The organism is Rhizobium sp. UFLA01-1127 (assembly GCF_059803845.1).
On the sequence record NZ_JAUQTZ010000026.1, the window covers coordinates 1 to 22,202 of the forward strand.

Genomic DNA, 22,202 nt, shown 5'->3' on the forward strand with positions numbered 1-22,202 from the left:
GCGTTGCCTGTTCTGCAACACGGTGATGAGGCACAACGCCCAGACCCCTTGACCAACGCAATGCGATTAGACAACCAATGAAATTGCTTTCTCGCCCGCCAAGGGCAAGATGGCCCTGTGGCAGCCGCGGCTCCTTACTTCGCCGGAAACTCAAACCCTTCGAGATAAGGCGCAAGTTCAGGATCGATATCCACCTTCACGGCGTTGTTATAGATCGCCGTCGCGATCATGATGCCGGCGAAAGCGACGAGATTCGCAAGCGTCGGCTCGTCATAGCGGGCCTTTAGCTGCGCCCAGACCTCTTCCGGAATGGCGTTCGAATCCCTGACAATTGCCGTGCCGAATTCGATCAGCAGGGCTTCGTCTTCTGTCGGCACGATCGTTTCCGGCGCCAGGCCGGCGTTGATCAGTGCGCGCCGGAAGAAACCGACCGGGATGATCGAGCGGCATTCGAGCGCGATGGCATGGCAAAGCAGCCAGACGGCGCGATCGTCGAGTGCCGGGCGCAGTTCTTCGCGCAGGGGAAACCATTCCGCATAGATGCGATGCGCGACCGGCGAGTGCAGCAATGTCCGCTTCATGTTGGTCATGCGGCCGCGCAGCTGCACTTCGCGGTCATGTTCGGCGCGCACGGCGTCCGAAGCGGTTTCATAGTCGATCGGCGTGATATGGCTCATGTCAATCTCTTTTACTGGGCTCTCTTACTGCGCGGCTTCGGCGGCAGCCTTGAAGAAGCGGTTTTCCGGGCGCGGCAGGCCGAGGTGTTCGCGCAATGTCGTGCCTTCGTAATCGCGGCGGAAGATGCCGCGGCGCTGCAGCTCTGGAACGACGCGGGTGGTCACGTCAAGCAGCCCTTGCGGCAGGAAGGGGAAGACGACGTTGAAACCGTCGGAGCCTTCTTCATGCAGCCATTGCTCCATCTCGTCGGCGATGCTCTCAGGCGTGCCGACGAAGGCGAGGCCGGCATAGCCGCCGAGACGCTGGGCAAGCTGCCGTACGGTAAGCTTTTCCGCTTCGGCAAGGGCGATGACGCGCTCGCGGCCGCTCTTGCTGGCATTGGTCTCCGGAATTTCCGGCAGCGGACCATCCGGATCGAAGCTGGAGGCATCATGCCCAAGCGCGATCGATAGCGACGCAATGGCGCTGTCGTAATGGACGAGGCTGTCAAGCTTCGCCCGCTTGGCCTTTGCTTCCTCGATCGTGTCGCCCACGACGATGAAGGCGGCGGGCAGGATCTTCAGATGATCCGGATTGCGGCCGATCGCCTTCATCCGCCCCTTGATATCGGCGAAGATCGACTTGCCGTCGACGAGATTGCGGGGGGCCGCGAACACCGCCTCGGCCGTTTCTGCGGCAAGCTGGCGGCCGGCATCCGATTGCCCGGCCTGGACGATGACGGGCCAGCCCTGGGGCGGTCGCGCGATGTTAAGAGGCCCGCGGACGCTCAGTTCCTCGCCCTTGTGCCCGAGGACATGCATCCGCTCGGGATCGAAGAAGATGCCGCTTTCGGGATCGCGGAGAAAGGCATCGTCGGCGAAGCTGTCCCAGAGGCCGGTGACGACATCGTAGAATTCGCGGGCGCGATGATAGCGCTCGCCATGTTCCATATGCTCTTCGAGGCCGAAATTGAGGGCGGCATCGGGATTGGATGTCGTGACGATGTTCCAGCCGGCGCGGCCGCCGCTGATATGGTCGAGCGAGGCGAAGCGGCGGGCGATGTGATAGGGCAGATCGAAAGTCGTGGAGGCGGTGGCGACGAGGCCGATCCTGTCGGTGACGGCAGCGAGCGCCGAAAGCAGGGTGAAGGGCTCGAAGGAGGTGACGGTCTGGCTGCGCTTCAAGGCTTCGATCGGCATGTTGAGGACAGCCAGATGATCGGCCATGAAGAAGGCGTCGAACTTCGCCTTTTCCAGTTCTTGCGCGAAGCTCTTGATGTGCTGGAAATTGAAGTTGGCGTCCGGATAGGCGCCGGGATAACGCCAGGCACCGGTATGCAGGCTGACGGGACGCATGAAGGCCCCGAGCTTCAATTGCTTCTGTTCGGTCATCGGCTCTCTCTCGAAAATCGCCAGGCTGGCCTTGACGTCGAAACGGCATCGCCAGCGGGATAATGCCTTACGACGTAGGCGTGCCAGCCGCGCATTCAAAGAGCCGATTTCATTTATTTGATCGCTTTCATGGAATTTTCATCCTGCCGGCATTTCCGTGCTGTTCTGTCCGGCGAAAACCTTGACGAGCCAGTCTATGAAGACACGGACTCGTGGTGAAAGCTGGCGGCTGCGCGGATAGAGCATCGAGACAGGCGTCCGTGTGGGTGGATAGTCCGGGAGCACATGCAGTAGTTCACCCAATCGTATGGCTTCCTCGGTGTGGTAACGCGGAACCTGGATCAGTCCGAGGCCGAGTCTGGCGGCGGCGAAATAGCTTTCTGCCGCATTGACGGAGATGGTGGCCGGTAGCGTGATCTCGCGCACCACACCGCCGATCTGGAATTCCAGCGGCAGGAGCCCGCCCGTTGCGGAAGAACGGAAGCCGACCATGCGGTGGCCGTCGAGCCTATCCGGATGGGCCGGCATGCCGAAGCGTTCGACATAGGCGGGCGCTGCAAGCGTTACTTCCTCCAGCATCGCAACGCGCCTGCCAATCATATCGCTATCCTGAAGTGTGCCGACGCGCAGCACGCAATCGATCCCTTCGCGGATGAGATCGACGAACCGGTCGCCCTCGGTGATCTGTAGCTCGATGTCCGGGTAGGTTTCGAGGAAGGAAGGCAGGTTCGGCAGCACGAAGTGCCGCGCCAGCGTGCCGTGCACGTCAACGCGCAGTACTCCCTTAGGCTTCGCACCGGCAAAGGCGCCTTCGGCATCCTCGATATCGGAGAGGATGCGGAGACAGCGCTGGTAATAGGCTTCGCCGTCGAGCGTCGGGCTGACGTGCCGCGTCGTGCGTTGCAGCAGGCGTACACCGAGCCGAGACTCGAGCTGCTTGATGGCATCTGTCACGGTTGAACGGGGCAGGCCCGTGTCTTCTGACGCCAGTGTGAAACTGCGCCGCTCTACGACCCGGCAGAATACCCGCATGGCATCGAATCTGTCCATCTTATTTGTTCGCCGATCTCGGATAGTGATGCCGATTAATGGATGATTATCCGCCGAATGAAAAGGAGCATCTTCTCCTCATCGAAACGCGCTGCGGCGCAAAACAGCGAAGGATGAAGAAAATGAGCAGCAATTCCAATCAGGTAGCGATTGTCACCGGCGCATCCCGCGGCATCGGCGCCGCCGTTGCAGAGCGCCTGGCAGAGGATGGCTTCACCGTCGTCATCAACTATTCCGGCAGCGAGGCGGCAGCCGAGGAACTCGCTCGCAAGATCGAGGAAAAGGGCGGCAAGGCGCTGACCGCGAAGGCCGATGTTTCCGATGCCGAAGCCGTGCGCCGTATGTTCGACGCTGCGGAAACTGCCTTCGGCGGTATCGATGTCCTCGTCAACAACGCCGGCATCATGCAACTGGCCAAGATTGCCGATGCGGACGACGCGCATTTCGATCGTCATATCGCCATCAACCTCAAGGGCACCTTCAATACGCTGCGCGAAGCCGGCAAGCGGCTGCGGACCGGCGGCCACATCGTCAACTTCTCGACCAGCATCGTCGGCCTGAAGCTTGAAACCTACGGCGTCTATGCTGCGACGAAGGCTGCGGTCGAGCTGTTGACCGGCATCATGGCCAAGGAACTGCGTGGCCGATCCATCACAGTGAATGCTGTCGCACCCGGCCCGACGGCCACCGATCTCTTCCTGAACGGCAAGAGCGACGAGCTGATCGACCACATGGCCAAGATGAACCCGCTGGAGCGCCTGGGCACACCACAGGATATCGCCGCTGCCGTCTCCTTCCTTGTCGGTCCCGACGGCGGCTGGATCAACGGCCAGACGCTGCGAGCCAATGGCGGCATGATCTGAGCCTGCGAGGCGGCAGGGTCACGCCTGCCGCCGACCTCCCCTGATCAATCGTCAACGACAGCCAATTTCAAAGGAACAGGATCATGAGCAAGCAAGTCATCGTAATCACGGGGGCATCGAGCGGCTTCGGCGCTCTGACGGCAAGGGCGCTCGCCAAGGCAGGCCATACGGTCTATGCGGGCATTCGGGAGACCCAAGGACGCAACGCGGCGCAAGTCGCGACAGCGGCGGCATTTGCAAAGGAGAATGGCGTCGATCTGCGGACCGTCGAACTCGATGTCGCCTCGAACGCCTCTGTCGAAGCCGGTATTGCTGTCGTCATCGCCGAGCAGGGTCGCGTCGACATCATCATCCACAATGCCGGCCACATGTCCTTCGGCCCGGCCGAGGCGTTCACACCGGAGCAGTTCGCCGAGCTGTATGATATCAACGTGCTCAGCACCCAGCGCGTCAATCGCGCCGTGCTGCCCTACATGCGCAGGCAAGGGAAAGGACTGGTCGTCTGGGTTTCCTCCTCCAGCACGCGCGGCGGCACGCCGCCGTACCTTTCGCCCTACTTCGCGGCCAAGGCGGCCATGGACTCGCTTGCCGTTTCCTATGCGTCGGAGCTGACGCGCTGGGGCATCGAGACCGCCATCATCGTGCCGGGCGCCTTCACGAAGGGCACCAGCCACTTTGCCCATTCCGGCTCACCGGCCGACAAGACTCGTGCGGCCGAATATGATAACGGCCCCTATGCCGGCGTTCCCGATCAGGCATTGAAGGGACTTGCCTCGCTGGAACCGGCGGATGCCGATGCCGCTTCCGTGGCGACAGCAATCGTGAATATTGTCGATATGCCGTTTGGAACGCGACCATTCCGTACCCATATAGACCCTTCCGAGGATGGTGCGGAAATCGTCAACGGTGTTGCCGATCGGGTTCGCGCGGAACTTTTCCGGCGCATCGGGCTGGAAGACCTGCTGAAGCCGCGGCCGAGGACCTGACGCTCCGTCACCACCCTTTGAGCGTGTCAAATCGCCGCTTCTGTGTCACAGAGGCGGCGATCTGTTGCTTGCATCCGGGCTATTTTGCATCGTACGGCATTCCCAGCCTACACGTTTCATACTAAAGCGAATCCTTCAAAGGGTCAGGAGACATCCATGGACGCGAAGGACATTGGTGAGATTGCCAGCTGGCTCATGCAGGCTGGCCTCAAGGGCATGGCGGAGGCCGACATACTGGCCGGTTTCTGCGAGCAATGCCGCCAGCATGGTCTTAACCTCGATCGGGCCATGGCGCTGATGGATACGCTGCATCCGGTTTATGAAGGGCGCGCCTTCCGCTGGGATGGCAACCAGATCATCGAGCGGGAGTTCCAATATGGCCCGACTCAGCAAGGGATTGCCTCGGAGAATTGGCAGCGCTCCGCTTTCTATCACATGCTGACGACAGGTGACGACGAGGTGCGCCGGCGCATTGGTTTTGGCGAGTCGGCCGATTTCTACGGGCTAGACACGCTGCTGGCCGACGGTCACACCGATTACATTGCCATGATCCACCGTTTCGAAGAGGGCGGCACGATCGGCGAGATGGATTGCTTTTATTCCAACTTTGCCACCGCACATGAGGTCGGCTTTCCGGAGGAAGATCTGCGCGTGCTGCGCAAGCTGACCCCGGCTCTCGCATTGGCGATCAAGTGCACGGGCATGAGCCGCATCGCCCGCACCATTGCCGAGGTCTATCTCGGCGAGGATGCCGCGCGGCATGTGCTCGAAGGCAAGATTACCCGAGGCAAGACGGAGCGGATTTCGGCGGCACTCTGGTTTTCCGATCTCGCCAACTACACACGCATCTCGGATACGGCCGAGCCGGACGAAATCATCCCGATGCTGAATGCCTATGCCGATGCGGTCATCTCCTCGATCCACGAGGCCGGCGGCAATGTGTTGAAGCTGATCGGCGATGGCACGCTGGCGATCTTCAAGGCCAGGAATTCTGCCGATGCCTGTGCTGCGGCGCTGATGGCGGAATCGCTTTTGCGCCAGCGGCTGCGCGATCTCAATTCGCAGCGGCAGATCGAAGGCCGGCCGGTGACGGACGTCTATCTCGGCCTGCATATCGGCGATGTCTTCTACGGCAATATAGGAAGCATGGACCGGCTGGATTTCACGGTCATCGGGCCGGCGGTGAATGAAGTCAGCCGCATCGCTTCGATGTGCCGATCGGCCGACCGCAACATCCTGATGTCGTCGAATTTCGTCGAGGCGCTGTCGGGGCAGCAGAGCAACGATCTCGTTTCGGTCGGCCGTTACGCGCTGCGCGGCGTCAACCGGCCGCAGGAACTGTTTACGCTGCTGTCTTCGGCAGCCTGACCCGTCTGCGCCGCCCGCTTTCAGCGACGGCCGGCGGCGAACATCGGGCCGCCCTTGCTTGCGGGGAAGCCATAGCCGTTGATCATCACGAGATCGATATCGCTGGCGCGCGCGGCGATGCCTTCCGAAAGCAGGGCATCGCCTTCGTCAACCATGGCTTTCAGCAGGCGGCTGACGATCTCTTCCTTGGTGAAGCTCTTCGGCACGATACCTTTTTCGGCGCGAGCGATTTCGATCATGGCCGTTACCTCGGGATCAACAGTCCGTTTGCCGTCGGGGTAGGCATACCAGCCGCGGCCGGTCTTCTGGCCGAAGCGGCCGGCTTCGCAGAGCCGGTCGGGGATGATCACATAGCGTTCCGCAGGATCGCGTGTCGCGGCCTGCCTCTTGCGGCGTGCCCAGGCGATTTCCAGCCCCGCCATATCGAAGACGGCGAACGGCCCCATCGGAAAGCCGTAGGCCTCCAGCGCAGCGTCGATCTCCTGCGGCGAAGCGCCGTCCTCGACCATATATTCGGCTTCGCGGCGATAGGCGGAAAAGATGCGGTTGCCGATGAAGCCTTCGGTGACGCCCGAGACGATGGGCAGCTTGCCGAACCGCTTGGCGAGGACAAGGGCCGTCGCCAGCACATCGGGCGCCGTCTTCCTGCAATTCACCACTTCCAGGAGACGCATGATATTGGCTGGCGAGAAGAAATGCAGCCCGACGACACGCTCCGGCAGCCGTGTTGCGGCAGCGATCACGTCGGGATCGAGATAGCTCGTGTTGGTCGCAAGGATCGCATCGGCGCGAACGATCGCATCGAGACGCTGGAACAGCTCGGTCTTGACTGTGAGATCGTCAAAGACGGCTTCGATGACGATATCGGCCTGTTCCAACTGCTCCATATCGGCGGTGACCGTCAGCCGGCCTGAGCGATCTTCCCGACCCGCCGCATCAAGGCGACCGGACTGCACGGCCTTGTCGAGCAGACCGGCGATCCTGTCGCGGCCCTTTTGGGCGGCTTCGGCATTCTGCTCGACGCCGATGACGCGGTAACCGCCATTGAGGGCGGAGACGGCAATGCCGGAACCCATCAGGCCAGTGCCGACGATGCCGATGGTTTCGATCTTGCGCGGAGCGAAGGCCTCCAGTCCTTCGACCTTGCCCGCGGCACGTTCCGCGAAGAAGACGTGGCGCAGGGCGGCAGCCTCTTCGCTGTCGCGAAGGGCAATAAAGGTGCGGCGTTCCTCGGCAAGCCCTTCCGATAAAGAGACGCTCGCCGCCAGGCGCACGAGACGGACGGCCTCGGCAGGCGCGTGCTGGCCGCGTGATTTGCGCAGTGCGTCCGATGCCGCCTTGTCGATGGCTTCGACCGCTTCCGCAGGAATGGATAGATGGCCGGTGCGGCGCAATGCAGCGGCATTGATCGACTTTGCATCCGCGATGGCATCTGCGAGCAGAGTATCGGGAGACACGCTGTCCACGACACCGAGCTTCAACGCTTCGGCCGTCGATACGATGCGGCCATTGGCAATCATGTCGATGGCGGCGGCGATGCCGGCGAGCCGCGGCAGGCGCTGCGTGCCGCCGGCGCCGGGCACGATGCCGAGCTTGACTTCGGGAAGACCGAGTTTCGCGGCCGGCGCGGCAAGACGGCGATGGCAGGCAAGCGCCACTTCCAGGCCGCCGCCGAGGGCCACGCCGTTGATTGCGGCGACGACGGGTTTGGCAAAGGCTTCGATGCGGGCGATAACATCAGGTAGATGCGGTTCGACCAGCGGCTTGCCGAACTCTTTGATATCGGCGCCGCCGACAAAGCTGCTGCCGGCGCCGGTCAGCACGATGCCGGCAATATTGCCATCCTTCTCCGCATGCTCGAATGCGCGCATCAGCCCGGTCCTGACATCGGCAGAGAGCGCGTTGACGGGCGCGTTGTCTATGGTGACGATAAGGGTCCCATCGGCCAGCGCCGCCGAAATGGTGTCCGAAAAGCGCAATGCCGACATGATACTATCTGCCCATCCAAATGTTATTCCGTAGGTATCGCATATGAACGGAAATCGCAGGTGCCCCCTTCTCCCCAGCGGGGAGAAGGTGCCGCCAGGCGGATGAGGGGGTGCCCGCCAAGACTACGAAAATCCATGAATTCAAATCGATGCCCCCTCATCCGACCCTTCGGGCCACCTTTTCCCCGCTGGGGGAAGGAATTTCCAGTGCCGATCCGCCCCATATGCAATGCCCCTGTGTTTTATTCTGGGATGACGGCGGTCGCCTGGATCTCGATCTTAGCACGATCCTCGACGAGAGCGACGACCTGCACGGCGGCCATGGCCGGGAAATGGCGGCCGATGATATCGCGATAGGCCTGACCGATACCCTTCAGATTGCCGAGATATTCCTGCTTATCGGTGAAATACCAGGTCATGGACGTAATATGCTTCGGCTCGGCGCCGCCCTCGGCAAGGATGGCGACGACATTCTTCAGCGTCTGGCGCACCTGCTCGACGAAATCGTCGCTTTCGAATTCGCAGGCGGCGTTCCAGCCGACCTGCCCGCCAACGAACACCGTGCGGCCCGTCGCTGCTACGCCATTGGCATAGCCGATCGGCTTGGCCCAGCCTTCAGGTTGCAGGATGGTATGCATCGTTCGTCTCCAGATGAGAGGTGAGCGCGGCGCGGAGATCATCCGGCCATTCCACGGATTTATGCGTGTCAAGCGAGGTGGCGACGACACGGTGTCTGGCCGTCCAAAGCACATGGCCATTGGCCGAGACCTGGTGTTCGAGATCGAGCGAGGAACGGCCGACGCCATGGACCGAAAGCCGGAATTCAAGCTCGTCGCCCTGCAGACCCGGCTTCACGAAGGTCAGATCCAGCCGCACCGTAGGCACGCCCAGGCGGCGGTCGTCGATCAGCTTTCGCCAGGAAAAGCCGATCGAAGCGAAATAATCCTCCAGCACCCCGACGAGGATGTTCAGGTACGATGGGAAATAGGCGATGCCGGAGGGATCGCAATCTCCGAAGCGCAGGGGTCTCGTGGTCTTGAATGCCAAGGCGGGCCTCAGTTCGAAAAGGCGGCGATGCCGGTGATGGCGCGGCCGAGGATGAGGGCGTGGATGTCGTGCGTGCCCTCATAGGTGTTGACCACTTCGAGGTTGACGAGATGGCGCGCGATGCCGAATTCGTCGGAAATGCCGTTGCCACCCAGCATGTCGCGGGCAGCGCGGGCAATATCCAGCGCCTTGCCGCAGCTGTTGCGCTTGAGGATGGAGGTCAGTTCGACGGGCGGATGGCCTTCTTCCTTCATGCGGCCGAGGCGCAGGCAGCCCTGCAGGCCGAGCGTGATCTCGGTCACCATGTCGGCAAGCTTTTTCTGGATCAGCTGGTTGGCGGCAAGCGGCCGGCCGAACTGCTTGCGGTCGAGCACATATTGCCGTGCCTTGGCGTAACAATCCTCGGCAGCGCCAAGCGCACCCCAGGCGATGCCGAAGCGCGCCGAGTTGAGGCAGGTGAAGGGACCCTTGAGGCCAGACACGTTCGGCACCAGGTTTTCTTCGGGCACGAATACATTATCCATCACGACTTCGCCGGTGATAGATGCGCGCAGGCCCACCTTGCCGTGGATCGCGGGTGCGGAAAGGCCCTTCCAACCCTTCTCGAGGATGAAGCCCCGGATGAGGCCGTCCTCGGTCTTCGCCCAGACGACGAAGACATCGGCAATCGGTGCGTTGGAGATCCAGGTCTTGGCCCCCGTCAGGCTGTAGCCGCCGTCGACCTTCTTCGCGCGTGTGACCATGGAACCCGGATCGGAGCCGTGGTTCGGCTCGGTGAGGCCGAAGCAGCCGATCCATTCGCCGGTCGCAAGCTTTGGCAGGTACTTCTGCTTCTGCGCATCCGAACCGAAGGTCTCGATCGGCACCATGACGAGCGAGGACTGCACGCTCATCATCGAGCGATAGCCGCTATCGACGCGCTCGACTTCGCGGGCAATCAGGCCGTAGGCAACGTAGCTTAGGCCGGCACCGCCATATTCCGGGGAGATCGTCGGGCCGAGCAGGCCGAGTTCGCCCATTTCGCGGAAAATGGCCGGATCGGTCTTTTCGTGGCGAAAGGCTTCGAGGACGCGGGGCGCGAGCTTTTCCTGCGCGTAGGAATGCGCGGTATCCAGCACCATGCGTTCGTCGTCGCTCAGCTGCTCCGTCAGCCTGAACGGGTCGGCCCAGTCGAAAATCTCGCGGCTCATGCTATCAATCTCCCATTAGAGCGGTTCAGTGTTTTCAGTTAGCACTAATCCGCTCAAGTTCTTTGTTCTACGCAATTCCGGATGGAAAACCGCTTCGCACTTTTCCTGGAATTGCTCTATGCCTTCAGAAGTTCGCGCGCGACGATGAGTTTCTGAACCTCCGTCGCACCTTCATAGATGCGAAGCGCGCGGATCTCCCGATAGAGTTTTTCCGTTATTTCTCCCGCCTTGACGCCTCGTCCACCGAAAAGCTGGACGGCGTGGTCGATGACGCTTTGCGCGGTTTCCGTCGCCGTCATCTTGGCCATGGCCGCTTCTCGGGTTGTCGGCAAGCGCTGCACGTCGCGGCGCCAGGCTGCCCGGTAGGTCAGCAATGCCGCCGCGTCGATGCCGGTCGCCATATCGCCGAGGGCGGCCTGCGTCAACTGAAGGTCGGCAAGGGCCGCGCCGAACATGGAGCGTGAGCGCGCATGGGCAAGCGATTCATCGAGCGCACGGCGGGCAAATCCGAGGCCGGCACCGGCGACCGAAGCGCGGAAGATATCGAGCGTGCGCATGGCGATCTTGAAGCCTTCGCCTGCTGCGCCGAGGCGGCGCGATGCGGGAATGCGGCAATTGTCGAAGCGGATCGTCGCCAGCGGATGTGGTGCGATCACCTCGATGCGTTCGGCGATCGAGAAGCCGGGATCATCGGCAAAGACGACGAAAGCAGAGATGCCGCGGGTTCCCGGTGCTTCGCCGGTGCGCACGAAGACGGTATAGACATCTGCTATGCCGCCATTGGAAATCCAGGTCTTTTCGCCGTTGAGAACGTAATGATCGCCATCGAGGCGTGCTGCGCAGCTCATGGCACCCACATCGGAGCCGGCGTCTTTTTCCGACAGTGCGAAGGCGGCAAGCCAATCGCCCGAGCGCACCTTGGGCAGAACGGCCGAGCGCAATTCGAGTGAGCCGGAAAGGCCAATCGCACCGGTGCCGAGGCCCTGCATGGCAAAGGCAAAATCGGCAAGACCGTCATGCCAGGCGAGCGTTTCGCGGGCGAGGCAGACCATGCGGGAATCGATCAGCGGTTCGCTGTCGGACGAGCCTGTCGCGGCGGTCAGAAGCCCGGCGTCTCCCAGCGCCTTGACCAGCTTTCGGCATGCGCTATCGACATCGGCGTGATCGATAGAAGCCATGACGCCGGACTTTGCAAAGGCATCGACTTCGGCGGCGAAACGGTGATGACGCTCCTCGAAGAAGGGCCAGTCCAGATGATCGCGGGTCGGGCCGGAGAGGCTGCTTGCCGTTGGTATCACTTCAATCCCCCTGGAATTCCGGCCGGCGCTTGGCGGCGAACGCTTCAAAGGCGCGGCGGAAATCCTGTGTCGCCATGCAGATCGCCTGCGCCTGCGCTTCGGATTCGATCATCTCCTCGATGCCCATGGCCCATTCCTGGTTCAGCATGGTCTTGGTCATGCTATGGGCGAACCAAGGACCATCGGCCAGCGAGCGGGCGAGCTTGACTGCTTCGCTCTCGAGGTCGGCGCTCGCGTGCAGTCCGCTATAAAAGCCCCAGGCCTGTCCTTCCGCTGCTGTCATAGAACGGCCGGTAAAGAGAAGTTCGGCGGCGCGGCCTTGGCCGATGATGCGGGGCAGGATGCCGCAAGCGCCCATATCGGCGCCGGCCAGGCCAACGCGGGTGAAGAGGAAGGCCGTCTTGGCTTCCGGTGTTGCGAGTCGCAGGTCGGAGGCCATGGCCAGGATGGCACCGGCGCCGGCGCAGATGCCGTCCACCGCCGAGACGATCGGCTGCGGGCATTTGCGCATCGCCTTGACGAGATCGCCGGTCATGCGCGTGAAGGCCAGAAGCTCGGGCATAGCCATGCGTGTCAGCGGCTCGATGATCTCAAAGACGTCGCCGCCGGAGGAGAAGTTGCCGCCGGCACCCGTCAGCACAATGGCGCGGATATCCGACGCATAGACGAGATCGCGGAAGAGATCGCGCAGCTCGGCATAGCTGTCGAAGGTCAGCGGGTTCTTACGCTCGGGTCGGTTCAGGCGGATGGTGGCGACGCGGCCGTCTTCGCTGACATCCCAGAGGAAGTGTTCCGGCTTGTAATCCCTGAAGGGCTTCAGGTGCCCCTTCATAGTCATGTCCCGATCGCTCATGGCGTTCAAATCTCCCCACCGGCAACCGCGATTGCCTGTCCATTGATCGATGCCGCGGCCGGCGAGGCTAGCCATAGCACGGTATCGGCGACCTCTTCCGGCTTGATAAGACGCGCCTGCGGATTGGATTTCGTGAACTCGGCAAGCGCCTGCTCGGCCGAACGCCCGGTCTTAGCGACGATCGTTTCGATTGAGCGCTGGATGATCGGCGTGTCTGTAAAGCCGGGGCAGACGGCATTGACCGTGATGCCGGTTTTCGCCAGTTCCAGCGCCAGCGAGCGCGTCAGGCCGACGACGCCATGCTTGGCTGCCACGTAAGCCGAGACGTAGCCATAGCCCTTCAAGCCCGCGGTCGAGGCAATGTTGATGATGCGCGCACCGGCGCCACGAGCCTTCAGGTCGGGAAGAACTGCCTGCGTCACCAGGAAAACGCCGGTCAGATCGACCGTGAGGACATGGTTCCAGGCCCCCAGGCTCGTCTTTTCGAAGGGCGCGCTCGGCGCTTCGCCGGCATTGTTGACGAGGATATCGACGAGGCCGAATTTTTCGCGCGACTTTGCAAGGCCTGCCGTAACGGCTTCGGGGCTCGTGACATCGAAGCCATCGACCACGAAAGCAGCCGCGCCGATCTCGGCGGCAACCGCTTCCAACGGCTCGCGACGACGCCCGGCCAGGCTGACATGTGCACCCTCGGCGGCGAGCGCCTTGGCGATCGCGGTGCCAATGCCGCTGCCCGCCCCGGTGACGAGGGCGTGACGGCCGGCGAATTTGCCCGAAGTTGTCATCTCATACTCACTTCGCTGGTGCTGCCGCGGCCGCACGGGCGAGGTTGGTTTCATACTGCGCCTTGCCGGAAAGATATTGCTTCGGCCAGGGAATGGAAGTCAGGCCGATCCTGGCCGCTTCATGCAGCGACCAGGCCGGGTCCGCCAGATGCGGACGGGCGACGGCGCAAAGATCGGCGCGGCCGGCAGCGATGATCGAATTGGCATGGTCTGCCTCGGAGATCGCACCAACGGCGATCGTCGGGATGCCGATCTCGTTGCGGATCTTGTCCGAGAAGGGCGTCTGGAACAGGCGGCCGTAAACCGGCTTTTCCTGCTTGGAGACCTGGCCCGAAGAGCAGTCGATCAGGTCGGCGCCGGCCTCCTTGAACATGCGCGCGAAGATCGCCGCATCTTCCGGCGTGTTGCCGCCATCAGTCCAGTCATGGCAGGAAAGACGGACTGACATCGGCTTGTCCGCAGGCCAGATAGCGCGCATCGCATGGAAGATTTCCAGCGGATAGCGGGCGCGGTTTTCATGGCTGCCGCCATATTCGTCGTCGCGCAGATTGGTCAGCGGCGACAGGAAGCTCGACAGCAGATAGCCGTGGGCGCAATGCAGTTCCAGCCAGTCGGCGCCGGTCCCGATCGCCAGCTTGGTTGAGTGTACGAAGTCGGCCTTGACGCGCTCCATATCGGCACGATCCATAGCCTTCGGCACTTGGCTGTTCTTGAGATAGGGAACTGACGAGGCCGAGATCAGTGGCCAGTCGCCTTCGGCCAGCGGCTGGTCGATACCCTCCCAGGCGAGTTTCGTCGCGCCCTTGCGTCCGGCATGGCCGAGCTGGATGCCGACCTTGGCAGCGCTGTTGGTGTGAACGAAATCGACAAGCCGCTTCCACTGCGCCGCCTGCTCCTCGTTCCAAAGACCGAGGCAGCCGGGGGTGATACGGGCATCCGGAGTGACGCAGGTCATTTCCGCGAAGATCAATCCTGCACCGCCAAGCGCACGTGAGCCGAGATGGATGATGTGGAAGTCGTTCATCACGCCATCCGTGGCCGAATACATAGCCATTGGCGAGACGACGATGCGGTTGACGAGCTGGACGTCTCGAAGGCGATAGGGTGTGAACATCGGCGGCAGGCAGCGGTCGTTGCCGACGGCAAGGCCGGATTTCTCGGCGAACCAGCGCTCATAGCCTTCGAGCCAGGTCTTGTCGCGCAGCCGCAGATTTTCGTGGCTGATGCGCTGCGAGCGGGTCAGCATCGAATACATGAACTGCGGCGGCTCCAGCGTATCGGCATAGCGGCGGCCGACGACTTCGAACCATTCCATGGCATTGCGGGCGGCATTCTGGATGCGGGCGACATCGACGCGGCGGATTTCTTCGTAGGTTTCGAGAACGGCCGGTATCTTGTCCTTCTCATGCCCGTGGATCTGGAATTGGCGGGTCAGCTCGATGGCGTCATCGATGGCGAGCTTGGTGCCGGAGCCGATGGCGAAATGGGCGGTGTGGGCGGCATCGCCCATCAGCACGACATGGGAATTGCCGTTGAAATGGCTCCACTTACCGCAGATCAGGCGGTTGAAATTCAGCCATGCCGAGCCGCGGATATGGCGGGCATTGGTCATCAATGACGCGCCTTCGAGCACTTCGGAAAACAGGTTTTCGCAGAAGGCGATAGAGCCGTCCTGGTCCATCTTGTCGAGGCCATGGGCGAGGTAGGCTTCTTCCGTCGTCTCGACGATGAAGGTCGAGGTCTTGTCGTCGAACTTGTAGATATGCGCCTGGAACCAGCCGTGATCGGTGCGGCGGAAATCGAAGGTGAAGGCGTCGAAAAGCTTGTTGGTGCCGAGCCAGATATAGCGGTTCGGCCGGGTGATCATGTCAGGCTGGAAGACTTCCGGGTAATGATTGCGGATCTTGGAATTGAGGCCGTCCGAGCCGATGACCAGATCGGCGTCGGGGTAATCGAGATCGGAATTGACGTCCGTCTCGAAGATCAATTCCACGTCCAGCGCCTCGCAGCGCTTCTGCAAAATGTTCAAAAGCTTCTTGCGCCCGATGCCGACGAAACCGTGTCCCGAGGTGCGCTGGCGCGTGCCCTTGAACAGGACCTCGATATCGTCCCAATGATTGAAGGCGTCTTCGATTTCGGCAGCGCTTTCCGGATCCCATTCCCGCATCGAAACCATGGTCGCATCGGAGAAGACGACGCCCCAGCCGAAGGTGTCATAGGGGCGGTTGCGCTCGACGACGCGAATGGAGTGCTCGGGATGGAGCTTCTTCATCAGAAGCGCGAAGTAGAGCCCTGCGGGGCCGCCGCCGACACAGACGATGCGCATCGCTTTTCCCTCCTCGTTCGGTCGGAGCCGATCTCGAAATAATTTAAGTTTAAAATATATTGTTGTTGCCATTCGTCAAGGCGTTTCGTGCCTGAATGTGCCGACGCCGGATAGTCATAATACCACGGGAAATGAAAATTTCTCTTCAAAAACAATGGGAATTCCAAAGTAGTTTAGGCTTAAAATTTCTTGCTTGAACATTATGCGCTTCGGTGCGATCTTTTTTGGCAGCGCTGCATATGCCGTGGGGAAACGGCTGTCGTGGCGATTGATCGATAAGAATGCGGGAGCAAGGCCATGCTGGGACCGACCGGTCATACCGATACATTCACGCGAGACAATCTGCCGCCTTTCGATGAATGGCCCGAACTGCGGATGGAGGGTTTCGACTATCCCGAATGGCTGAATGCCGGCTTCGAACTCAGCGACCGGATGGTGGAGAAGGGTTTCGCCGATCACGTGGCTCTGATCGGCAACGGCCGCCGCCGCACCTACAAGGAGCTGGCGGACTGGACCAACCGCATCGCTCATGCTCTCGTCGAGAATTTTGGCATCAAGCCCGGCAATCGCATCCTTATCCGCTCCGGCAACAACCCCGCCATGATCGCCTGCTGGCTGGCGGTGACGAAGGTCGGGGCCGTCGCCGTCAACACCATGCCGATGCTGCGGGCGGGCGAGCTTTCGAAGATCATCGACAAGGCGGAAATCTCGTTTGCGCTTTGTGATACGAGGCTGCTGGAGGAACTCGTTACCGCAGCCAAGGACAGCCGCTTCCTGAAGCAGGTCGTCGGCTTCGACGGTACGGCCAATCACGATGCCGAGCTCGACCGGATCGCGCTCAACAAGCCCGTTCGTTTCGAACCGGTGAAGACCGGACGGGATGATGTGGCGCTGCTAGGCTTCACCTCGGGCTCGACGGGTGTGCCGAAAGCGACGATGCATTTCCATCGCGATATCCTGATCATTGCCGATGCCTACGCCAAGGAGGTGCTGCAGGTGACGCCGGAGGACGTTTTCATAGGTTCGCCTCCGATCGCTTTCACCTTCGGGCTCGGCGGTCTGGTCGTCTTCCCCTTGCGCTTCGGCGCATCGACGGCACTGCTCGAAAACGCCTCGCCGAAGAACATGGTCGAGATCATCCAGGAATACGGCGCGACCATCAGCTTCACCGCGCCGACAGCCTATCGCGCCATGCTGGCGGCAATGGAAGAGGGGGCGGATCTATCCTCGCTTCGGGTCGCGGTGTCCGCCGGCGAGACGCTGCCGGGGCCGATCTTCGAGGAGTGGACGCGCAAGACCGGAAAGCCCATCCTCGACGGCATCGGCTCGACAGAGATGCTGCACATCTTCATCTCCAATCATCTCTCCAATGCCAGGTCGAACTGCACGGGCAAGCCGCTGAGGGGCTATGAGGCCCGCGTCGTCGATGACGAGATGAACGAGGTTGCGCGAGGGACGATCGGCAAGCTCGTCGTTCGCGGACCGATCGGCTGCCGCTATCTCGCCGACCACCGGCAGGCCGACTATGTGCGGGATGGCTGGAATGTGACAGGCGACAGTTTCATTCAGGACGAGGAAGGCTACTTTCATTTCGCGGCCCGTTCCGACGACATCATTCTTTCGGCCGGCTACAATATTGCCGGGCCGGAAGTGGAGGCAGCCCTTCTTTCGCATGCCGATGTGCTTGAGTGCGCCGTCATCGGCAAGCCGGACGAAGAACGGGGCCATATCGTGCAGGCCCATGTTGTGCTGGCGGCAGGCGTCACCGCATCGGATCTGCTCGTCAGGGCCTTGCAGGAGCACGTCAAGGCCGTGATTGCACCCTATAAATATCCGCGCTCCATCGTCTTTGTCGAAGCATTGCCGAAGACGGAATCGGGTAAAATACAGCGTTTCCGTCTGAAGACGCCGGCGGCCTGATCAGGCGGCGCTTTTCTGGCGCCGCTCATCTGCCTGGATTCTTCGGATCCCACAACACGGTCTTTGCATCTTTTTCATAAGCCATGCCCTTGGGATAGCTGATCGCTTCGAACTGCAGACCCCATGGCGCCTGAAAATAAAGGATCGATTGGCCGGCGGCCGGGCCATCTTGGACCGAGAATGGTCCCAGCCGTGTCTCGATGTTGTTGCTGTCCAGATAGGCCTTTGCCGCGTCAATGTCGTCTACATAGAGCGAGATGTGAAACGCGCCGATATCGCTATTCTTCTGTTTGAGATCCCGCTGATCGGGCGCCGAATATTCGAACAGTTCGATGTTCGATCCGAAGCCACACCGCACCTGAGTTATCTGCTTGATTTGAGCCTTGGGATCGACACCAAGCAAATCCGTCATGAACGTGCCCTTGTCGTCGGCAAACGGGCCGAACGACATAATGACCTCGCAGCCGAGCACGTTCTCGAAGAAATCGACAGCCTGCTTCATATCCGGCACCGTCAGTCCCGTATGGTCGTGACCACGAAGACCGGGCAATCCTGTGGTCTTTGTTGCTACTGAAACAGGACCTTTCATAGCGACTTCCCCTTTCATATGCCGTTATTGTCGCAGTCTCGCTAACACCCGCAGCGCAATTGATAGCCTTCATGCATCGGACGCTTCCATCACGCTTTCGCGACCGAGCCAGTGCGGATCGACTTCCGGCAGGGGGATGGCGTCCAGCAGCATGCGGGTATAGGCGGAGGCGGGTGCGGTGAAGACGCGCTCGCAATCGCCTTCCTCTTCGACCCGGCCGTGGCGCATGACGTAGACGCGGTCGCAGACGGCGCGGATGACCGAGAGATCGTGGCTGATGAAGGCCATGGACAGGCCGAGATCGCGCGAAAGCTCCTTCAGCAGATTGAGCACTTGCGCCTGCGTCGAGACGTCGAGGCCGGAGACGATCTCGTCGGCAAGCACGAAATCCGGCTTCAGCAGGGCGGCACGCGCAATGCCGATGCGCTGGCGCTGGCCGCCCGAGAGTTCATGCGGATTGCGGTCGAGGCAGGCTTGCGGCAGTGTCACCCGCTCGAGAATTGCAGCGACATGATACTCAGCTTCTTTTCTGTCCGAAGCGAGTTTGTGCAGCAGAAGCGGCTCGACGAGGATGCGGCGGATGGTGTGGCGTGGATTGAGCGAAGCCATCGGGTCCTGAAAGATCATCTGCATGCGACGACGCAGTGGCCGCATCTCCGTATCGGGCAGGCGCGTGATGTCTCGACCGTCGAAATGAATGCTGCCGGCAGTCACGTCGACCAGCCGCAGCAAGGCGCGGCCGAGCGTCGTCTTGCCCGAGCCGCTCTCACCGACGATTCCTACCGTCTCGCCGCGGCGGATATCGATATCGACTCCGTGCAGCACCTTGATGCCGTGGCTAGGCGGTCCGAAGAGATGCGGCTTGGCGCCGTAGATCACCTCGATGCCCTTGGCGGATAGGAGATTATCGGAAACGCTCATCGGCCGCCCTCCGGAATACCGATTTCGCGACGCAATTGCTCGAAGACCGTCTGCGGCACCGGCTTCAGCCCGGCATCTGGCCGGTCGTAGCGAGGACCGGCGGCAAGAAGCGACTTCGTGTAGATGTGCCGGGGATGGGTGAGTACGTCGCTCGTGCGCCCCTCTTCGATGATCTTGCCGGCGTAGAGCAGAGTGACGCTGTCGCAGATCTGGGCAACGATACCGAGATCATGCGTGACGAAGATCACGGCGGTGCCGTGCGCTTCCTGCAGGCGGCGGATCAGCCGCAGGATCTGTTTCTGCACGGTGACGTCGAGCGCCGTGGTCGGCTCGTCGGCAACGACCAGTTTCGGCTCCAGCGCGAAGGCGGCGGCGATCAGGATGCGTTGGCGCATGCCGCCGGACAATTCGTGGGGATAGGCGCTCAGCACACGCTCGGGATCGCGGATATGCACTTCCTCCAGCAGCTTCAGAGCGCGCCGGCGAGCATCACCTGAGGACATGCCCCGCTTCAACCGCAGGCCATCGGTCAGCTGCGCCTCGATGCGGCGGCCGGGATTGAGCGCGGTTTGCGGATCTTGCGGGATCAGCGAGATATCGCTGCCCATAATGCCGCGCAATTCCTTCGCTGAGAGAGTGAGGAGATTACGGCTTTCGAACAATATCGATCCGCTGGTAATGCGGACGCTGCGCGGCAGGATGCCGAGCAGGGCCTTGGCGATGGTCGATTTTCCGGCGCCGCTTTCGCCGACGAGCCCGCGCACTTCGCCACGCTCAAGTGTCAGAGAAACGTCGCGCAGGATCGGCGCGCCGCCGTCGCGGTCGGATGTGGCGCCGAGGCCGGCAATGGAGAGGAGTGGAGACGTCATCGGCGCATCACCGGATCGAGAGCGCGGCGTAAGCCGTCGCCGAGTTGATTGAAGGCAAGCACCGTCGCGAAGAGCGCGATCAGCGGCACGACCAGCACCCACCAGCCCTGATAGATCATTTGACGCCCCTCGGCGATCATGCCGCCCCAGGTCGGGGTGTCGGAGGCGACCGACAGGCCGACGAAGGACAGAATGGCTTCGACGATGACGGCAATACCCATTTCCAGACTGACAAGGGCGATCAGCACGGGCGTCACATTGGGCAGGATTTCGCTGAAGAGGATTTTGGCGCGCGAAAAGCCGATCGTATGGGCGGCGGTCACATAATCCATTCGCGCCTGCGCCTGCGTTTCCGAGCGCACGACGCGGCAGAAGCGCGTCCAGTCGATGATGACGATGGCAGCGATGACCGAGTGCACGCCGGAGCCGAAGACGGCGACGAGCAAGATCGAGAGAAGCACCGGCGGGAAGGCCATCCAGATATCAACGAGGCGGGAGATCACCTTATCGATCCAGCCGCCGTACCAGCCGGCAAGGAGGCCGAGCAGGGTGCCGATCAGGGCCGCGAGCCCGGCTGCGACAAAGGCGACCGTAAGCGCGATGCGCGTGCCGAAGATGGCGCGGGAGAGCACGTCGCGGCCGAGATCGTCCGTGCCTAGCAGGAAGCCGGGATCGGAACCTTCGATCCATGCCGGCAGCAAGGTGCCGGACATCAGATCCTGCTCCAGCGGGTCCTTCGGCGCGATGTAAGGCGCAAAGATCGCGAGGATGAGGAGGATAAGAATGAAACCTCCGCCAAAGATCACCTTCGGCTCGGAAAGTAGCGCGTGGATGCGTTTCGCCATTCGGGAGGGCGAGCGCGGCATGGCGGGCGAGGTAGTGTCAGCCATGGGCGAGCCTCGGATTGAAGGCCGCAACCAGCAGATCGACCGCCAGATTGACGAGAATGAAGAGGGCGCCAAATACGAGAACAAGCCCTTGGATCAGCGGCAAGTCGCGGTTGACGACGGCATCGATCGCCATATTGCCGATGCCGGGATAGGCGAAGATGCGCTCGACGATGACGGTCCCGCCGATCAGAAAGGTAAATTGCACGCCAGTCAGCGCTATGGTCGGGCCAACGGCGTTGCGCAGCGCCTCCTGCAGCACCAGCCGCAGTTCGGACATGCCCTTCAGCTTGGCGAGCAGGATATAGTCCTGCACCATGGCCTCGGAAAGTGCGGCTTTCAGCACGCGGGCGATGATGGCGGCGAGCGGCAGGCCGAGCGCCAGGACCGGCATGACCATGTGCGCGCAGATATCGGCGAAGATACTGAGGCGAAGCGTCACCAGGCTTTCGAGGAGATAGAAGGGGGTCATGAACTGCGCGTCGATGCTCGGATCAATGCGGCCGGAGAGCGGAAAAAGCGGAAAGAGGACGCCGAGGACCAGCACGAGAGCCAGCGCCCAGACGAAATCCGGCACGGCAAGGAAAAGGCCGTTGAGACTGTCAATGATGGGCTCGAAAATCGTGCGGCGGGCAAGCGTGCCGACGATGGCGACCGCGCCGCCGAGGAGAACTGCAAGTATCAGGGCTGCGAAGGCAAGCTCCAGCGTTGCGGGTAGCCGTTCCCCGAGCAGGGACAGCACATCGCGCTTCAAGGATATCGATGTCCCGAAATCGCCGGTCAGGACCGATTTCAGCCAGAGCCAGAATTGCGTGGTCAGGCTCGCATCGAGACCGTAATGGGCGCGGAGTGCGGCAATGTCGGCAGGGCTTGCGCCCGGCGAGATCATCATAGCGATCGGATCGCCCGGCACGACACGCAGCAGGACGAAGACGATCACCGCCACTCCGAAGAGGGTAATCGCGGCCATGATCAGCCGGTTGAGAATGGAGACTGCTATCATGCGTTATGAGTTCCGATCGCATGTGCTGACTGTAACATGGAGCTTGCCAGCCCCTCATCCGGCCTATCGGCCACCTTCTCCCCGTTTTAACGGGGAGAAGGGGATAGACGCACCCGCAGCCTTCCTTCCGAGCATCTTTCCAGACGACGGTAAAGAGGTCGTTCCCTCTTCCCGCGAGCGGGAGAGGGCTAGGGTGAGGAGCAAGCCTACA

Annotated in this window: 20 protein-coding genes; 4 read left to right on the top strand and 16 right to left on the bottom strand. The window is 61.6% G+C overall.

The window, feature by feature from the left end; genetic code table 11:
* Positions 1 to 134: 134 nt before the first annotated feature.
* From Q4Q11_RS08930 to Q4Q11_RS08940, 3 genes are all read right to left on the bottom strand, one after another.
* Positions 135 to 677 carry a hypothetical protein gene (locus tag Q4Q11_RS08930; protein WP_113337696.1) on the bottom strand — a complete coding sequence of 181 codons (543 nt, stop codon included), beginning with the start codon at positions 675 to 677 and terminating at the stop codon, positions 135 to 137.
* Positions 678 to 701: 24 nt separating this feature from the next.
* Positions 702 to 2,048, bottom strand: a complete 1,347-nt coding sequence (locus Q4Q11_RS08935; RefSeq protein ID WP_498569277.1) for an LLM class flavin-dependent oxidoreductase — start codon at positions 2,046 to 2,048, stop codon at positions 702 to 704.
* A 138-nt stretch (positions 2,049 to 2,186) separates the two neighbouring features.
* Positions 2,187 to 3,098, bottom strand: coding sequence for a LysR family transcriptional regulator (locus tag Q4Q11_RS08940; protein WP_498569278.1), 912 nt, complete (start codon positions 3,096 to 3,098; stop codon positions 2,187 to 2,189).
* A gap of 122 nt (positions 3,099 to 3,220) precedes the next feature.
* On the opposite strand from Q4Q11_RS08940, the gene Q4Q11_RS08945 reads away from it, so the two are divergent.
* From Q4Q11_RS08945 to Q4Q11_RS08955, 3 genes are all read left to right on the top strand, one after another.
* Positions 3,221 to 3,961 (top strand): SDR family oxidoreductase, encoded by a 741-nt coding sequence (locus Q4Q11_RS08945; RefSeq protein WP_113213649.1) that lies wholly within the window; start codon positions 3,221 to 3,223, stop codon positions 3,959 to 3,961.
* Between the two features lie 83 nt (positions 3,962 to 4,044).
* Positions 4,045 to 4,947 (top strand): SDR family oxidoreductase, encoded by a 903-nt coding sequence (locus Q4Q11_RS08950; RefSeq protein WP_113337710.1) that lies wholly within the window; start codon positions 4,045 to 4,047, stop codon positions 4,945 to 4,947.
* A gap of 156 nt (positions 4,948 to 5,103) precedes the next feature.
* Entirely contained in the window at positions 5,104 to 6,315 is a 1,212-nt protein-coding gene (locus tag Q4Q11_RS08955; protein ID WP_498569279.1) for an adenylate/guanylate cyclase domain-containing protein, read from the top strand.
* 20 nt (positions 6,316 to 6,335) lie between these two features.
* On the opposite strand, the gene Q4Q11_RS08960 is transcribed toward Q4Q11_RS08955, so the two are convergent.
* The 8 genes from Q4Q11_RS08960 to Q4Q11_RS08995 all read right to left on the bottom strand — a co-directional run bounded on the left by Q4Q11_RS08960 (position 6,336) and on the right by Q4Q11_RS08995 (position 15,802).
* A complete protein-coding gene (locus Q4Q11_RS08960; protein ID WP_498569280.1) occupies positions 6,336 to 8,303 on the bottom strand; it encodes a 3-hydroxyacyl-CoA dehydrogenase NAD-binding domain-containing protein in 1,968 nt (655 codons plus the stop codon).
* Positions 8,304 to 8,545: 242 nt separating this feature from the next.
* The gene (locus tag Q4Q11_RS08965; protein WP_113336723.1) at positions 8,546 to 8,941 is read right to left on the bottom strand and encodes a RidA family protein; all 396 of its coding nucleotides are present in this window, start codon (positions 8,939 to 8,941) and stop codon (positions 8,546 to 8,548) included.
* On the bottom strand, positions 8,919 to 9,350 hold the full coding sequence (locus tag Q4Q11_RS08970) for an acyl-CoA thioesterase (RefSeq protein WP_113222791.1): 432 nt from the start codon (positions 9,348 to 9,350) through the stop codon (positions 8,919 to 8,921). The genes Q4Q11_RS08965 and Q4Q11_RS08970 overlap by 23 nt, the downstream gene beginning before the upstream one ends.
* A gap of 8 nt (positions 9,351 to 9,358) precedes the next feature.
* Positions 9,359 to 10,540 (bottom strand): acyl-CoA dehydrogenase, encoded by a 1,182-nt coding sequence (locus Q4Q11_RS08975; RefSeq protein WP_498569281.1) that lies wholly within the window; start codon positions 10,538 to 10,540, stop codon positions 9,359 to 9,361.
* Positions 10,541 to 10,656: 116 nt separating this feature from the next.
* Positions 10,657 to 11,838, bottom strand: coding sequence for an acyl-CoA dehydrogenase family protein (locus tag Q4Q11_RS08980; RefSeq protein WP_498569282.1), 1,182 nt, complete (start codon positions 11,836 to 11,838; stop codon positions 10,657 to 10,659).
* A 1-nt stretch (position 11,839) separates the two neighbouring features.
* Entirely contained in the window at positions 11,840 to 12,691 is an 852-nt protein-coding gene (locus Q4Q11_RS08985; RefSeq protein ID WP_112503391.1) for an enoyl-CoA hydratase family protein, read from the bottom strand.
* A 5-nt stretch (positions 12,692 to 12,696) separates the two neighbouring features.
* Positions 12,697 to 13,476: an SDR family oxidoreductase gene (locus Q4Q11_RS08990; protein WP_112503393.1), complete on the bottom strand. Its 780-nt coding sequence runs from the start codon at positions 13,474 to 13,476 to the stop codon at positions 12,697 to 12,699.
* A 7-nt stretch (positions 13,477 to 13,483) separates the two neighbouring features.
* Positions 13,484 to 15,802, bottom strand: coding sequence for a bifunctional salicylyl-CoA 5-hydroxylase/oxidoreductase (locus Q4Q11_RS08995; protein ID WP_498569283.1), 2,319 nt, complete (start codon positions 15,800 to 15,802; stop codon positions 13,484 to 13,486).
* Positions 15,803 to 16,099: 297 nt separating this feature from the next.
* Here Q4Q11_RS08995 and Q4Q11_RS09000 point away from each other — a divergent pair, with 297 nt between their 5' ends.
* Complete coding sequence (locus tag Q4Q11_RS09000; RefSeq protein WP_498569284.1) at positions 16,100 to 17,722, top strand: AMP-binding protein; 1,623 nt, start codon at positions 16,100 to 16,102, stop codon at positions 17,720 to 17,722.
* A 25-nt stretch (positions 17,723 to 17,747) separates the two neighbouring features.
* Here Q4Q11_RS09000 and Q4Q11_RS09005 read toward each other — a convergent pair whose 3' ends face one another.
* From Q4Q11_RS09005 to Q4Q11_RS09025, 5 genes are all read right to left on the bottom strand, one after another.
* Positions 17,748 to 18,311: a VOC family protein gene (locus Q4Q11_RS09005; protein WP_113213514.1), complete on the bottom strand. Its 564-nt coding sequence runs from the start codon at positions 18,309 to 18,311 to the stop codon at positions 17,748 to 17,750.
* A gap of 69 nt (positions 18,312 to 18,380) precedes the next feature.
* Entirely contained in the window at positions 18,381 to 19,232 is an 852-nt protein-coding gene (locus Q4Q11_RS09010) for an ATP-binding cassette domain-containing protein (RefSeq protein WP_498569285.1), read from the bottom strand.
* Positions 19,229 to 20,101, bottom strand: coding sequence for an ABC transporter ATP-binding protein (locus Q4Q11_RS09015; protein WP_498569286.1), 873 nt, complete (start codon positions 20,099 to 20,101; stop codon positions 19,229 to 19,231). Before Q4Q11_RS09015 ends, Q4Q11_RS09010 begins: the two co-directional genes overlap by 4 nt.
* Positions 20,098 to 20,991, bottom strand: coding sequence for an ABC transporter permease (locus Q4Q11_RS09020; protein ID WP_498569287.1), 894 nt, complete (start codon positions 20,989 to 20,991; stop codon positions 20,098 to 20,100). The genes Q4Q11_RS09015 and Q4Q11_RS09020 overlap by 4 nt, the downstream gene beginning before the upstream one ends.
* Positions 20,984 to 21,991 (bottom strand): ABC transporter permease, encoded by a 1,008-nt coding sequence (locus Q4Q11_RS09025; protein ID WP_113213510.1) that lies wholly within the window; start codon positions 21,989 to 21,991, stop codon positions 20,984 to 20,986. The genes Q4Q11_RS09020 and Q4Q11_RS09025 overlap by 8 nt, the downstream gene beginning before the upstream one ends.
* Positions 21,992 to 22,202 lie beyond the last annotated feature (211 nt).

Coding starts and splice junctions, on each gene's coding strand:
- Q4Q11_RS08930 (WP_113337696.1), bottom strand. CDS start 677: ATGAGCCATATCACGCCGATCGACTATGAAACCGCTTCGGACGCCGTG.
- Q4Q11_RS08935 (WP_498569277.1), bottom strand. CDS start 2,048: ATGACCGAACAGAAGCAATTGAAGCTCGGGGCCTTCATGCGTCCCGTC.
- Q4Q11_RS08940 (WP_498569278.1), bottom strand. CDS start 3,098: ATGGACAGATTCGATGCCATGCGGGTATTCTGCCGGGTCGTAGAGCGG.
- Q4Q11_RS08945 (WP_113213649.1), top strand. CDS start 3,221: ATGAGCAGCAATTCCAATCAGGTAGCGATTGTCACCGGCGCATCCCGC.
- Q4Q11_RS08950 (WP_113337710.1), top strand. CDS start 4,045: ATGAGCAAGCAAGTCATCGTAATCACGGGGGCATCGAGCGGCTTCGGC.
- Q4Q11_RS08955 (WP_498569279.1), top strand. CDS start 5,104: ATGGACGCGAAGGACATTGGTGAGATTGCCAGCTGGCTCATGCAGGCT.
- Q4Q11_RS08960 (WP_498569280.1), bottom strand. CDS start 8,303: ATGTCGGCATTGCGCTTTTCGGACACCATTTCGGCGGCGCTGGCCGAT.
- Q4Q11_RS08965 (WP_113336723.1), bottom strand. CDS start 8,941: ATGCATACCATCCTGCAACCTGAAGGCTGGGCCAAGCCGATCGGCTAT.
- Q4Q11_RS08975 (WP_498569281.1), bottom strand. CDS start 10,540: ATGAGCCGCGAGATTTTCGACTGGGCCGACCCGTTCAGGCTGACGGAG.
- Q4Q11_RS08985 (WP_112503391.1), bottom strand. CDS start 12,691: ATGAGCGATCGGGACATGACTATGAAGGGGCACCTGAAGCCCTTCAGG.
- Q4Q11_RS08990 (WP_112503393.1), bottom strand. CDS start 13,476: ATGACAACTTCGGGCAAATTCGCCGGCCGTCACGCCCTCGTCACCGGG.
- Q4Q11_RS08995 (WP_498569283.1), bottom strand. CDS start 15,802: ATGCGCATCGTCTGTGTCGGCGGCGGCCCCGCAGGGCTCTACTTCGCG.
- Q4Q11_RS09000 (WP_498569284.1), top strand. CDS start 16,100: ATGCTGGGACCGACCGGTCATACCGATACATTCACGCGAGACAATCTG.
- Q4Q11_RS09005 (WP_113213514.1), bottom strand. CDS start 18,311: ATGAAAGGTCCTGTTTCAGTAGCAACAAAGACCACAGGATTGCCCGGT.
- Q4Q11_RS09010 (WP_498569285.1), bottom strand. CDS start 19,232: ATGAGCGTTTCCGATAATCTCCTATCCGCCAAGGGCATCGAGGTGATC.
- Q4Q11_RS09015 (WP_498569286.1), bottom strand. CDS start 20,101: ATGACGTCTCCACTCCTCTCCATTGCCGGCCTCGGCGCCACATCCGAC.
- Q4Q11_RS09020 (WP_498569287.1), bottom strand. CDS start 20,991: ATGGCTGACACTACCTCGCCCGCCATGCCGCGCTCGCCCTCCCGAATG.
- Q4Q11_RS09025 (WP_113213510.1), bottom strand. CDS start 21,991: ATGATAGCAGTCTCCATTCTCAACCGGCTGATCATGGCCGCGATTACC.